Source organism: Granulicatella sp. zg-84, from assembly GCF_010892375.1.
Lineage (GTDB): Bacteria > Bacillota > Bacilli > Lactobacillales > Aerococcaceae > WM01.
In genome coordinates this window covers 38,826-52,569 of sequence record NZ_WNJX01000014.1, presented here as the reverse complement: position 1 = coordinate 52,569, position 13,744 = coordinate 38,826, and the positions used below count along the sequence as shown (strand labels likewise).

The following is a 13,744-nucleotide window of genomic DNA, read 5'->3' as shown; positions in this document are numbered from 1 at the left end:
GTCAATAATTTTTTTGTATAATAATCCATGAGAAATACCTCCTTGTTTAATTGTGGTGATTTAATCATACAGGTATTTCTCTTTTTTTGTCCACTTTTATATACAAAATCGTGTTGGTGGATTATTCCCACCAACACGATTTATTATAGAGCCAATCTTTTGTTGTCGTAAAGAATGTTTTTAAATCTCTTGCCGTATGGTTAATATTACCTGAAATATGTGTTTTATATACCCAAACGATTTTGGAACGCCCTTGTGAATCTGTCACAATATCTTGTTTATATAATGTTGATTTTTGTTCAAAATCTCCCAATTTAATTGGAATACTAAATTTACCTAGATCAAATGTCAATCGCTTAATCGTGTCCCACCAACGTGTGACAGTTGTTGTCGTCGTAGAACCGTCAGGGTTATTAACAGTTGTTGAATCTGCTACTGGTGTGTCGTCACTTAGTGGATTCTCTCGATTGGCTGAACGGAACATAACCGACCCTGCATTTTCTTCCGTTGTTTCTTCAATACGTTCCGTGACAGTTTGACTTAATGTTTGAATCTCTGTTTGACGGCTTGTTTCAGTTTCTTCTTTTTTTGGTTGAGATTGCTCATCATTCGCTTGCGAGATACTCATATCTGACGTAGAAACCGAAACATTTTCTTGCGCATAAACAAAACCTCCAAAAACATGAGATAAAATCAATAAACTAATGGCGATTATACGTCTAATTTTTTTCACGACTCAACCTTCCCTTCTTTCGCATTCTAATTATTATTCCACTCAATATAACGACTCCACTCAATGCGAGATAAAATAGCCATCTATATAACCACAATGTTTGATATTGATTGGTTTGTAATGTTTGTTCTTGTTCAACATATGGTACACGTTCTCCCATGACTAAAAGTCGATGACTATTTATCATATAAGGTGTGCATGTCAATAGTGTTGCATAATCTTTTCCTGTTTGGATAGCAATGGCTCCTAAGTCTGTAGGTTCTACTACTTTGACTTGAAACACACGATAAGCCAATGTTTCTTTGATATTGCGAATATAAAACATATCGCCGATTTCCATTTTATCTAAATCAGTGAATAACTTTGCCGTAGGTAATCCTCTATGCGCAGATAAAACGGTATGCGTACTTTCTCCACCAACGGGTAGCGACGTCAACTCTAAATGTCCCACGCCTTTTTGCAAAACATTTTCCGATGTGCCTGCATAAATTGGAATTTCTTCTAACAGCTTAGGTATACGTAGATATCCAATTTGTTCATTTATTTCTAACATACGGGCATACTCTTTGATACCGTCTTTTTGTAAATCCGTAAATGGATCTTGTATCCAAACTTTTTGAATCCTCGTTTCATTATATGCTTTTGCTAAAGCAATGCGTTTATCAACATCTTTTGTCGAAATATGCGATGCATTTTTTTCAAATTCTGTCACCACAACTTTTGAGGCAAAATAATACATGGTTTGACTAACAATGGGAAATAATGTTATTCCTAATCCAAGTAAAAAGATGATAATAAGTCCTCTCTTACGTCTTTTGGCGACTACCCTTTTTCGCATATCTGTTCTCTTTTCTATATTTTCGGTGCAATTTAACAAATAAAATAACTAAAATCACTAATACAAAAAACGTACCATAAAACAAGCGCTTGTATAAATCATTCTCTTTAAAATAACTAGTTTCTTTTTCTTCTATCGCTTCCACATAATCAATACGAAATCCTCTAACAAGTAAACGATGTGTGTTAACCATATAAGGTGTACACGTCAACAACGTCACATAATCGTGTCCCTCTTGAATACGTAAATCCTCAATATTAGTAGGTTCTACCACTTTGATTTGATCCACTTGATACGCTAATGTTCCACCAATATTATGAACATAAAACTTATCGCCAATTTCCAATTTGTCTAAATCTGTAAACAATTGTGCAGTGGGTAATCCCCGATGTGCTGTTAAAACAGCATGCGTACTATTCCCCCCAACAGGCAGAGAAGTTGCCTCTAAATGCCCAACACCTCGTTGTAAAACATTCTCCGAACTCCCTGCATAAATGGGTAAGTCTTGTACAATTTTCGGAATGGATACATGCCCAATCTGTTCATTTACTTCTAGCATACGGGCATATTCTGCTGTTCCTTCTTTTCTATCTTTTTCCGAATAAGGATCTTCAACATCTATATGTTTACTAGATATAAGCGCATCATTATAAGCATTTGCTAAAAAAATACGTCTTTTAATATCTGCTGTATCTAATTTTTTCACTTCTGCTTTAAAACTCGTCACTTGCACAATAGACGCACGATAATATAAATACTGACTAACTAAAGGGAATGCCAATATACCTAAACCAATTAAAAATACTAGATAAAAAAAGAAACGACTTTTTCTAGTTTTGGTTTTCTTCATTGTCATGTTTCACACTCTTTTTCTTTAAGAATATCCCTACAATAACGAAAACAATGCCCCATACATACCCATTACTCAACAATTCACCTGTATGTGGTAACCAACGCCCAATAAGATCAGGTGGTAAAGGTCTATTCACAATAATTGTCAGCGTATCATCTGTATATGATATAGGTGTAATCTCGAATGCAATATCTACACCCAATACAGCATATTCAACATTATCGACAATCGGTGCTTTTACTTCTCTTAAATAATATTTTCCATAAGGCAAATCCTGTACTTCAAAATATCCATTTTCCCCAGAGGTAAGAGTATATGTATGTCCACCTCTTAATAGTGGTTTTTTGTCAGCGTCTAACACTTCAAAAACAGCACCTTGTAAAGCCTTAGCGGGTGTTTGTTCATTCACTTTCTTAAATCGTTTCCCTCCAAAATGTGTTGGGTGATTTTCTATCGCAATATTCGTCACGTCATTCGCTTTAATCATAATCATTGGTGTATCTGTTAATAGTTGATACCCCGGCAACGCTTTGACTTCTTTGATAATATATTCCCCTTCAGCAAGACCGAAAATACGAATATTTCCCATTTCATCAGTGTTTAATACCGTTTCTCCGTCTGCATCAAGTGTTGCTAAGCCGTTTTTCACATGTACAATCTCATTATTTTTTGTATACAAAGAAAAGGCAACATTCGCTAGTGGTGTTCGCTCTTTTCCTTGTTGTTCATATTTAAACAAATGTAATTCTCCTGTTGGATGAAATTGCTTTGCATGAATCGTTTTATTTTCAAAATCATTCCCTGTTAAATCAATAAAAAAAGGTACAATTTCTGTTATAGCAAGCTCTGTTTTTTCAGATACTGCCAGTACATAATACAAGCCTCTCTCCAACTGGACTTTATAGGACTGGTCATTTAATGACACAACAGATGCAGTATATTTATTTTTCAAAGTGTGCAAATCTTGCGTTTTCACCCAATCTACTTCAGACTGGTCTGCTCCAATTTTAAACAGATGATATTGAATATCTTGATTATTGGCAAAAGCATTCGGACTAATAATTTCAATCGTTACCGTATCATTTGCATGCGCATGATTAGAAAATGGTAAACAGACAAACGCAATCAACACACATATTCTTTTGACTAATTTAGAAAATGTCATCCTATCTTCCTTTCCTTTTTAATATCTTTTCAATATCTTTCTAGTATCGAACATTCTTATCTTCTCAAACACGACTTAACGTATGTTATTCATACGCCGACAAACAAAGTATTGAGAATATGATGGGAACATACCTTTATTTATCGCTAAATCGTGTTTGAGAAAACAGGTGATAAACACCTGTTCTCTACTTACTGCTTATTTTTTTGATTTTTTCATACCAATAAAGGCAAAGCCCATTAAACCTAATCCTAAAGCAATAAAGATAACTGTACCAATACCACCTGTATCTGGAATGGTTGGACGTTTGTTATTATGCACTTTATCTGCAGTCGCATTTCCGTTCTCGGTTGCTGACATTATTGCTGTTGGATCTATATAGTATGATGTTTGTGATACTGTAAACGAAATTTTTGACGTTAATAGTTGATACCCAGTTGGTGCTTTTGTTTCTTTTAAGTAATATTGTTTTGAACCGTCACCAATTGCTGTGGTTGATGTATCTGGAAGATATCCTAACCCTTTAATTTCAAATTCTCCATGTTCATCAGAAACTAATACAATGTCTTCACCCGCAACAGCTAGTTTAAATTTACCCGCATCAATCGCTGCTTTATTTGCTGCAATTAATCCGTCTGTCCATTTCATAGGTGTTTCATCTTGATCAGTATTATACAGTTTAAATTCCGCTCCAGATAATGTCACATTTTCATTTGTTGCATCATCTTTTGTAAATCTTTTACCTCCTGTATAAACGTATACCGGTGGAGAAGGTGGTGTTTCCGGTGTTTCTGGTGGAGTATCTGGTGTACCCGGTGGTGTGCTTGGTGGTGTATTTGGTTTATGTGGATCATTTGGATCATGATGATTACCGCCACTGTTTTTATAAACGATTTTCGTTTCGTTTTTAATCCCTTTACCCATAATTGCTTTATCATTGATTTTTGCTTTTAACTCGACTTGAATAAATGGATTTGCATCTGTATTTTCTGTCACATTACCAATTTCCGTAGCACTTGGATGATTACGTTTATCTAGCGAAACGCTACGTGTGATTTTATCTAACCCCTCTGATGTTAAAGAAACAGTAACTGTTCTATTATCTGTTGTTGGAGGTGTTACTGTATAGTCTGTATCTTTAATCAATTCAGTTGTACCAAATTGAACTTTACCAACACCTACATAATCTAATGCTTCATCCAATGTATCTGTAAAGTCATATTTAGAATAGGTATCAATATTTGTCGGAATCGTTCCTTTTAAATAGAATTGAATGTCTTGACCAGCATTATAGCTACCCTCATTTGAACCAAGTTGATTCACATCCTTGTCTACTGACGGTAATTTACCTGTTACGTTTTTTGGATACACATGAGCTTCTGATAAATAGCCTGATCCATCACTTGCACTTAAAGGTACTGTCAAACGGAATGGCACAGCATATCCTGCTGATACTTCTGACGGTGCTGAATGTTCGATAATCCAATATGTACCATTTTGTTCTTTTGTACGAATAAATCGCACTTCTCCATTTTCAGCTGTTGGATCTAACAGTCCTGAGTTATCATTACCAGTAATTAACGCATCTAGCTGTGCTTCTGTTTTAGCCATCAGTTTTTCATTTGTCCATTCTGGATCATTTAGTTTATCCTCTGGAATTTTATACCATTTGAAGGTAACATTTGATAATGTTCTTACATTTGTCCCTAATGCTCCTATTTCTGTATTAGTCAATGCTTGACCATTTTCATTTACTTTAGGAACAGTACTGTTATACGCATCTGCTTGTAACTTCACAATGGTTACTGTTGTTCTATCAGGAACGCTAGCTGAAACACCGTTAATTGCAAAAACAGGTTGCGCATACGGAACAGCCGGAACAAAAGCACCACCAAGTAACATCATGGCTAAAGCAACACGATTAACCCGCTTTAACTTACTTGTTCTTGTCATAAGTTTTTCTCTCCTTTTTTATTGTGATAGACGAATTATAACGCTTGAATATTTATTCGTCAACTCTCCATAATAGCCCTCCCTCGTTAATTTTTATATATTTTAAAGCGTTTTTATTTAATACATAGGTTTTTATCTATCTACAAAAAAGGATTTTCTAACCCTCCCTCCCTAAAAAATACACAAAATATAGATTTTTTTGTTTTACGATCTATATTCTGTGTACTTCTCATTAAATTTTAATTTTAAACCCAGCCATTTTTTTCTGCAATGTTTACTGCTTCAATACGATTTGTTGCTTCTAATTTTAGTAAAATCGTTGACATATAGTTCCGAACTGTTCCATTAGATAAAAACATTTTTTGGGAAATTTCTTTATTAGACAATCCTAAAGATACTTGTTTTAATAATACTTGTTCTTGTTCTGTCAATGGATTTTCTTGCATAAACATCACTTCCATAAGTTCTGGGGAATACTCTTTTTGACCTTTCAAAACACTTTGAATGGTTATCATCAAGTCTGAAATGCTCCGTTCTTTTAATACGAAAGCATCTACACCTGCTCTAACTGCTCTTTGAAAATATCCCGGACGTTTAAATGTTGTCACAATAATCACTTTCGTGTTTAACTGTCGTTCACGTATCCATTCTAAAACATCTAGTCCTGTCATGTAGGGCATTTCAATATCTAGTATTGCTACATCAATCTGCTCTTTTTCTAAACAATCTATGGCTAATTTCCCATTAGATACTTGGTGAACATGACGAATTTCCTCTTGCATTGTAAGTAATTGACACATCGCATCTAATAACATCCCTTGATCTTCTGCAACTAATACATTCATATCAAGTCCTCCTCCAATGGTATCCACATTATCAAACGTGTTGGGTCTTTTAGTGATGTCATTTCTAGCTGTCCTTTTATTGTTGTCAATCTATCTCGTATTGAATGCAACTCTTGCCCTGTCCATGTATCAAATCCAACACCATTATCTTCTACCGTTATTAGCATTTCTTTACTTTTTCGTTCAAATCCTATATGACAATGGGTTGCTTGACTATGCTTGATTAAATTATTACCACATTCTCTTAATATCATCGTAATCACTGCTTGTAACGGTTCTGATAAAACTTTTATCATATCACGATTTGTCACATTCAATGTGATTTGTGCCATAGCAAACATATTTTGTAAAATGTGCAATTCCTCTTCCACTGTATGTTTTTTCAAAGACTGAACAATCTGCCTAACCTCTTTCATGGAAATTGTCGTCACTTCTCTAAGTTCTTCAATTTCTTTTCTCGCTTTGTCATACTCTTTATTTTCCATGAACGCTATTGCTAATTCACTTTTTACACTTAACATGGCAAAGACATGTCCCAATGTATCATGTAAATCTTGTCCAATACGGTTTCTTTCATTTTCCGCTAGTAGTAAATTGATAGATTCATTTTTTTCTTGAAGTATTTTCTTTAACCGCTCCTCTTTTACGCTTTTTCTCATCACATACATCATACCAACCGCTACTAAATGAAAAATTACCAAAAAGATAATTACTTCGATGTCTTTTACTTGGAATATACAATAAAGCAATACGGCATAGGTCATATAAAAAATAATGTAGCGTTTACTTGTTAAAGCATCATCTTGAAAATGCCATGTCAATATATTGGTAATATAGAAAATAAATAGTGATGACGTGACACTCCCAAATACCGTTAACACAATGGTGTACACACATAGATAAAGAAATAATATCCATTCAATGCTCTCTTGTTTAACCAGTATAAGCGATAAGTATGAAACAACAAAAAGAATTGTTAATGGTAAAAACCATAGAGAATATTCTCCCGTAAAAATGTAGTAAAATGGAAAAATAAGATAAACAAGTGATACAAAATACATTGGGTGTATTTTTTTGAAAATCGACATTATTTTACCTCCTGTTTTTTTCTCAAAATAAACGCTATTCCTCCTACTATTATGGCATACACAACAACAATTAGTAAAGTTAAGATATTCACGGTATCATTCTTTAAATACCCCAAGACCAACTGATTTGCATAATAACTTGGCGTCATATGAGCTACTTGCTGCATCCATTGTGGTAATGTTTCATAAGGCATCCACGAACCTCCAAAAATAGCCAAAACAAAATACAAAATATTCGCAACGATATTCATGGTTTGTGTTGTTTTAAAAAGGGTTAATAATAACCCAATCGCTAAGTACGTCAAACTGCCTACTAACAATAATAGAGCACTCACAATCCATTGCCCCACACTCATTGCTACATTTTTAATAAAAATACCTACAGCAAAATTGATGATAATCGAAATAACAAAAGATACAAACATGCGTATCACTTTTACCGCATAGTATTGTGCTAACGAAATCGGCGAATGCTGTATTTGTATCAACCAATTATTTTTCTTATCTGTATCCAGTAAAATTGGAAAACCGTATAATCCAAAACTACTCATACTAAAAGCGGTCATGGTAATTAAATAATTGCGTGTTAGTATCGCCACATCCCCATAACTACTATCAAACATAGATGAAAAAAGCAGGAAAAACAAAACGGGCATACCAATCCCTAAAACAAATGAAAACAAATCACGTTTTGTTAAAATCAATTCCATTTTTAATAAAGCACCCATTATTTTTCCTCCTTTGTATTATCAAACAGTGTATTTAATAATGTTTTGTTTAACATTTCCATATCTTCAATCGAACACCCTAAATTTTGTAGATATTCAAAGACTTTTTGGGGCTCTTTTGTCATAAACGTTATCGTATCACGTGATGTTTTGACATCATAAATTATCTCAAGTTTTTGGATACTTTTCTGATATATAATCGGTATATTAAACTGCTTTTCTCGTTCCTCCGAACGCATTTTATGCGGTGTCGTATCACGTAAAAGTTGCCCATGATGCAACACTAAAATTCTATCTGCCGTATGTTCTACTTCTTCGATGTAGTGTGAGGAGTAAATAATCGTGACACCCTTTGTTTTTAATTGAGAAATAATTTCCCAAAACCGTTGTCTTGTCGACGTATCCATACTTGCTGTTGGTTCATCTAAAAATAAAATACTTGGTTGACCAATGAGTGTTAGTACAAAAGACATCAACCGTCTTTGCCCACCCGATAATTTTTCGGTAACTTGATTTTTTTGCTCTGCTGAAAAACCTAGTAAAGCATCAATTTCTTCTGTGGATAATGAATTTTTGTGAATTTTTTGGAAGAATGTAATCAATTCGAATACTTTTAAATTTTGAGGTGCTACATTTTCCTGTGGTAAAATGGCGACTTTTGTTTTTAAGGACGCATGTGTGACAGGCATTTTATCAATCGTTATTTCACCCTTTGAAACAAATTTATCGCCAATTAAGCAGGACATTAACGTCGTTTTTCCTGCTCCATTCGGACCAATCAAAGCGACACAATCTCCTTTATTAATCGTAAAAGAAATATCTTTTAAAATATGTTGTCCACTTATCGCTTTATATATTTTATTTACTTCAATCATATAACACACTCCTCATGCTCCGTATTTAGTTTGATAGATATAGTATAATCTCTATTTCCAACTCTTATTAGTAAAAGATGTCACATAAAAAAATGACATTTGTCACATCACATGATATAAAGCTTTAGGTGGAGAGTACAGAAAATAAATGCTATATCATTTTTATGTTGATATATAAATTTACATTAATCTAACAGAGGTCTATAATATACTTATGAAAAGAAACCGGCGACACCAATGTACACATCGTTTTATAAGGACAATTTATGTTTAAATAGATATTATGGAGATGTACGATTATGAAAATAAAATGGGAAAATGAAAATCAAGAGTTATTAACTGTAATATATCGTTTAGTATTGAATTATCTTATAAGTGATAAAGAAAGAGAACTTTTATTAGAAGCAAAGAATAAGATAGAAAATAATATGTATGAGAGAAAAGTTGTGGAAGATTTAAAAACACAATTAGGAATACTTGCTTTGAAACGAGAATTATCACGAGATGTCAGCGTATTTTTTTCAGAAATTTCAAGAAAAACTCCAGGTCATAAATTGGGATATTCTTTCTATGATTCACTAATACGTTAAATGAAAGGTATCAATACTTGACTATTCTAGTGTTTAAAGGCATTCAAGATAATTGTTTTAGTGGTGATAGATGGACACAAAATTTTTCTTATATATCATACTTCTTCTTACACTCATAGCAGCATATGGAGAGGACAAACAGAAAAAAATTGTCATATACAATTTAATCATCAAAAATGAAAAAATGGCTATGTTAAAACAAGCAATCTCACAACAACAGTTGGATAAAATAAAAGCCATTCGCTTTATCAATAGGAAATATAGACTAGGCGTTTATTTTTCAAAATAAATATATGATAAACTTGTATGAAATCAAAAAGGCATGCACGTCATTCGTACATGCCTTTCTTAATGGCTGCTATATTGATAAATAAAAATTATCTCTATCATTTACCTATAATATACACAGTTGTTCGTTTTGCTAATGTACTGCAAGAAAAAAGCAGATTTCAAAAATTTTTAGCTTTTTTGAAGTCTTTTCCTTTTATTAAAATTATGAAAGTATACATTGACACTTAAGACACTTAATAACACCATTACACCTAACTTAATCAATGCACTAGTAGTATATTTCTATATATTAGGTAATCTAATTATCTCAACTCGAAATATAGAGGATGCACCCAGCTGATTATCTAATATTTTCTTCTATAGGCTATACAATACTTAGTCACTTTTCAAAATATTCTATTACATTAAGCAAAATCCTCGATTTAAAATTCTATCTCGTTCACTTTTCTCATCCTTTAATTTTTGCGTTTCTTTTTCAATATTCATAACTTTCATGTGATGATACTTATAATCTTGTATCCATAGACACGTTAATAGATACCAAATAAAAACATCTTTATCATTTTCAGAACCGTTCTCCATTAAATCATCTATTTCCTTATTTAATTGTTGTTTATCAATTATGTCTAATAATTTTGAACGACTTACTATCTCTTGTATGCTATCATCTTGTAATTTTGATTGACTAAATGAAGCCGTTACTTTAGAAAGCATTGGATATACAGAACACATTTGTTTCAGGTGAATATTTACAAAAATTTTATGTTGCCAGTGAACTTTTAACATAGCTCTATTCAATGTTTTTCGATGCTGAGATATATCCCATACGTAAAACACAATAGTAACAAAAATACATAGTATTAAAAAACTAGCATTGTTCATTTATCTTCCTCCAATTCTTTTTTATGAAATAACTTACTTTGAAGTTTTATAATCATCTCATCTTTTTTGTCAACGACACGCTCTAAACGGATAATTGCTCTCTCCTCAATAAAAATAATCACATCAAAATTTTTTCTTGCATGCCTTTGATGTAAAGTAAATCCAATAAATTCAAAAATAACAATTATTGCACATATACCAAATGGTACATTGGCATCTAAACTAGATTTTAAATGCTCTAACCAAGAAAAATAGTCCATATCTCACTTCCTTATCTACAAATTTTATCAACATGACACATCATGTACTATACATACTATATGCAAAGATAAAGAAATTTTCTATGTAGATAGACAAAAAGATGAAAAGACCTAACAAAAAAGTTCTCTAACCTACCATTTTAGGTTAGAGAACTTTTTTTATTAGCTTGCTTTTTCATTTGACTTGAACGTAATTGACCACATGCAGCTTCTATATCGTGTCCAAATTCTTTACGTACGACACAGTTAATACGATTTTTCTTTAAAACATCGTAAAAGGCAACTACTCGCTCTTTACTACTACGTTCATATTGGTCGTGCTCTCTTACTTTGTTATATGGAATTAAATTGACGTATGATAGATGTTTTTTGTCTTTTAATAAATCAACTAACTGTTGAGCCTGTTCAACAGAGTCGTTGACATGATCTAACATAATGTATTCAAACGTCACACGTCGATTTGTTTTACGAATGTATTCATCAATCGCACCCATGACAACTTCAATCGGATATTTACGATTAATACGCATAATTCTCGAACGTGTTTCATTATCTGGTGCGTGTAAAGATAAGGCGAGGTTCACTTGTAAACCATTATCTGCAAATTCTATAATTTTTGGAGCTAGTCCACTCGTAGAAACGGTAATATGTCTAGCACCTATCGCCAATCCTTTGTCAGAATTTACAACGGATAAAAATTTTATGACATTATCATAGTTATCAAAAGGTTCTCCTATTCCCATTACAACAATATGACTAACACGTTCGTCCTTACCTAAAGTATCTAATGTTTTTTGAACGTGCATCACTTGTGCAACAATTTCACCAGCAACTAAATCACGTTGTTTGGCAATGATACCACTGGCACAAAATGTACAGCCAATATTACAACCCACTTGCGTTGTGACACAAATAGATAAACCATATTCTTGAGGCATCAATACTGTTTCAATGAGTAAGCCATCTGCTAATTCAAATAGAAATTTACGTGTCCCATCAGTTGATTGTTGCTTAATTTTTTCATTTAAAACAGGAAAAGCAAATGTTTCTTCTAATAAATCAATTATATCTTTAGATAAATTTGTCATCTCTTGAAAAGAATTGACACGTTTTCGATATAACCAATCCCACACTTGATTGGCACGGAATTTTTTTTGTCCATTCTCAATAAACCACGCCTCTAAATCTGCTAATGGGTAACTATAAATCAGTGGTTTACTTTCTAATTCATATTTTGCTACTTTTTTATTAACCATATTTATCTCCTAATCAGTATCCTGTGCTTATTATAGCATACTCTCCTTTCGTTTATAAGATTTTCTCGTAGTAAATCAAGTAAAATCTCTGTAAAAATAAAAGAAAATAAACACTTCATAATATCAATTTTCCCTCGTTATTTAGATTTTAGCTCTATCGAGAATAAAGCAACTGTATTTTGATAATGTTTATACTAAAAGAAAAAGGCAGTGAATGACAAAGGCATTCACTGCCAAGTGATGTGCTCTTTACCAATACAATTGATAAAGAACTATTAATTCATATTCACTCTGTGCCACTCATTGATTACGTAAGCTAAAGCACCTAATTGATATGCACCTACACCACTTACTTCCGTACTATGAATAGTGCTACCACCTAATCCAGCAGTATAGATAGATACTAAATATGGCTTATTTTCTTCTACAATCGCACAAACATTCAAAGCTTCACGAACATATCCTGGTTTTTGATACACAGGTACTTTCACAAATGTCTTATAATACTCGTCTGGGAAAGAGTAGCCAAGATACATGATTAAATCACGATATTTCTCTCTATCATTCCACAAGTATTCTAATACTTGAATATAGTAATCTGTGGTTGTTTTATTATTCAAGTCGATTGTTTTAGTATCTGCTTTGGATTGCCCATACCGTCCAAACATGGCATACGCGGCTTCAATGCCTCCTACTCTATCTGCCAATGCGTAGGCGGGGGTATTCTCAGAATATTGTAAGGAATATTTTTGCATTTGTGGAATAGTCATAGCTCCGCCAAAAACTGAGACGTATGTATCATGCTCCCCTTTGTATTCATAGGTTGTTCCCGTAATATCAAATGCCTCATCTAAAGATAACCGCCCTGCTTCTACTTCATCAACTACTAACATATTTAATGGTAATTTATATGTACTACCAGCTGTCATCGGCTGTGTATCATTCATAGAAAAAGTTTCATTTGTGTCAATATCTTTATAAGAAAAAGCAATACTCTTATAATCAATACCAAACTCGTCTAAATAAGCTTTTACAGTATCTACTAAAGATAAATTGGGGTAGTCATAATACAAACCATACGCATCCATTTCTGCCAAATCGGCTTTCATCACATCTTGTTTTTCTTCCATTGATTTTTGTCGTTTTTTGACTGCTTTTTCCTCTATTTTCTCTACGGATTCTGATGATATTTCACTTTCTGTTTCTCTGATGGATTCTTGAGTTGTACTCTGCTGCGTATTTTCTACAAACATCACTTTTGGATTCGGCATGCAATAGAGTGCCAAACCAATAATAAATGTGACTAAAACACCTATAGCAATCCCTAATTTTGTTTTATCTTTCACGTCTATCCTCCATTATTGTCCACTTATTATAAGAGATTATT

Annotated in this window: 15 protein-coding genes; 2 read left to right on the top strand and 13 right to left on the bottom strand. The window is 33.0% G+C overall.

The features are described from left to right. Window positions 1-121 precede the first annotated feature (121 nt). The 9 genes from GMA06_RS04680 to GMA06_RS04640 form a co-directional block, all read right to left on the bottom strand. Window positions 122-733, bottom strand: coding sequence for a hypothetical protein (locus GMA06_RS04680; protein WP_163561849.1), 612 nt, complete (start codon window positions 731-733; stop codon window positions 122-124). Continuing rightward, window positions 720-1,571, bottom strand: a complete 852-nt coding sequence (locus GMA06_RS04675; RefSeq protein WP_163545743.1) for a class C sortase — start codon at window positions 1,569-1,571, stop codon at window positions 720-722. The genes GMA06_RS04680 and GMA06_RS04675 overlap by 14 nt, the downstream gene beginning before the upstream one ends. Next, on the bottom strand, window positions 1,540-2,421 hold the full coding sequence (locus tag GMA06_RS04670) for a class C sortase (RefSeq protein ID WP_163561848.1): 882 nt from the start codon (window positions 2,419-2,421) through the stop codon (window positions 1,540-1,542). Before GMA06_RS04670 ends, GMA06_RS04675 begins: the two co-directional genes overlap by 32 nt. After that, window positions 2,402-3,589, bottom strand: coding sequence for a prealbumin-like fold domain-containing protein (locus GMA06_RS08490; RefSeq protein ID WP_163561847.1), 1,188 nt, complete (start codon window positions 3,587-3,589; stop codon window positions 2,402-2,404). The genes GMA06_RS04670 and GMA06_RS08490 overlap by 20 nt, the downstream gene beginning before the upstream one ends. Window positions 3,590-3,787: 198 nt before the next feature. Next, the gene (locus tag GMA06_RS04660; RefSeq protein ID WP_163561846.1) at window positions 3,788-5,542 is read right to left on the bottom strand and encodes a SpaH/EbpB family LPXTG-anchored major pilin; all 1,755 of its coding nucleotides are present in this window, start codon (window positions 5,540-5,542) and stop codon (window positions 3,788-3,790) included. 245 nt (window positions 5,543-5,787) lie between these two features. Next, entirely contained in the window at window positions 5,788-6,387 is a 600-nt protein-coding gene (locus tag GMA06_RS04655) for a response regulator transcription factor (protein ID WP_163561845.1), read from the bottom strand. Further along, window positions 6,384-7,475: a sensor histidine kinase gene (locus GMA06_RS04650; RefSeq protein WP_163561844.1), complete on the bottom strand. Its 1,092-nt coding sequence runs from the start codon at window positions 7,473-7,475 to the stop codon at window positions 6,384-6,386. Before GMA06_RS04650 ends, GMA06_RS04655 begins: the two co-directional genes overlap by 4 nt. Then, on the bottom strand, window positions 7,475-8,203 hold the full coding sequence (locus tag GMA06_RS04645) for an ABC transporter permease (protein ID WP_163561843.1): 729 nt from the start codon (window positions 8,201-8,203) through the stop codon (window positions 7,475-7,477). The genes GMA06_RS04650 and GMA06_RS04645 overlap by 1 nt, the downstream gene beginning before the upstream one ends. Beyond that, window positions 8,203-9,078: an ABC transporter ATP-binding protein gene (locus GMA06_RS04640; protein WP_163561842.1), complete on the bottom strand. Its 876-nt coding sequence runs from the start codon at window positions 9,076-9,078 to the stop codon at window positions 8,203-8,205. Before GMA06_RS04640 ends, GMA06_RS04645 begins: the two co-directional genes overlap by 1 nt. Window positions 9,079-9,377: 299 nt before the next feature. Between GMA06_RS04640 and GMA06_RS04635 the strand changes: the two genes are divergently transcribed. Both GMA06_RS04635 and GMA06_RS04630 read left to right on the top strand, forming a co-directional pair. Further along, the gene (locus GMA06_RS04635) at window positions 9,378-9,668 is read left to right on the top strand and encodes a bacteriocin immunity protein (RefSeq protein ID WP_163561841.1); all 291 of its coding nucleotides are present in this window, start codon (window positions 9,378-9,380) and stop codon (window positions 9,666-9,668) included. Between the two features lie 70 nt (window positions 9,669-9,738). Beyond that, window positions 9,739-9,957: a hypothetical protein gene (locus GMA06_RS04630; RefSeq protein ID WP_163561840.1), complete on the top strand. Its 219-nt coding sequence runs from the start codon at window positions 9,739-9,741 to the stop codon at window positions 9,955-9,957. Window positions 9,958-10,358: 401 nt separating this feature from the next. Here GMA06_RS04630 and GMA06_RS04625 read toward each other — a convergent pair whose 3' ends face one another. The 4 genes from GMA06_RS04625 to GMA06_RS04610 form a co-directional block, all read right to left on the bottom strand. After that, a complete protein-coding gene (locus tag GMA06_RS04625) occupies window positions 10,359-10,841 on the bottom strand; it encodes a hypothetical protein (protein WP_163561839.1) in 483 nt (160 codons plus the stop codon). After that, on the bottom strand, window positions 10,838-11,101 hold the full coding sequence (locus tag GMA06_RS04620; RefSeq protein WP_163545752.1) for a hypothetical protein: 264 nt from the start codon (window positions 11,099-11,101) through the stop codon (window positions 10,838-10,840). Before GMA06_RS04620 ends, GMA06_RS04625 begins: the two co-directional genes overlap by 4 nt. Before the next feature lie 140 nt (window positions 11,102-11,241). Further along, window positions 11,242-12,357, bottom strand: coding sequence for a 23S rRNA (adenine(2503)-C(2))-methyltransferase RlmN (gene rlmN / locus GMA06_RS04615; RefSeq protein WP_163545753.1), 1,116 nt, complete (start codon window positions 12,355-12,357; stop codon window positions 11,242-11,244). 275 nt (window positions 12,358-12,632) lie between these two features. Then, a complete protein-coding gene (locus GMA06_RS04610; protein WP_345940873.1) occupies window positions 12,633-13,703 on the bottom strand; it encodes a serine hydrolase in 1,071 nt (356 codons plus the stop codon). Between the last annotated feature and the right edge of the window lie 41 nt (window positions 13,704-13,744).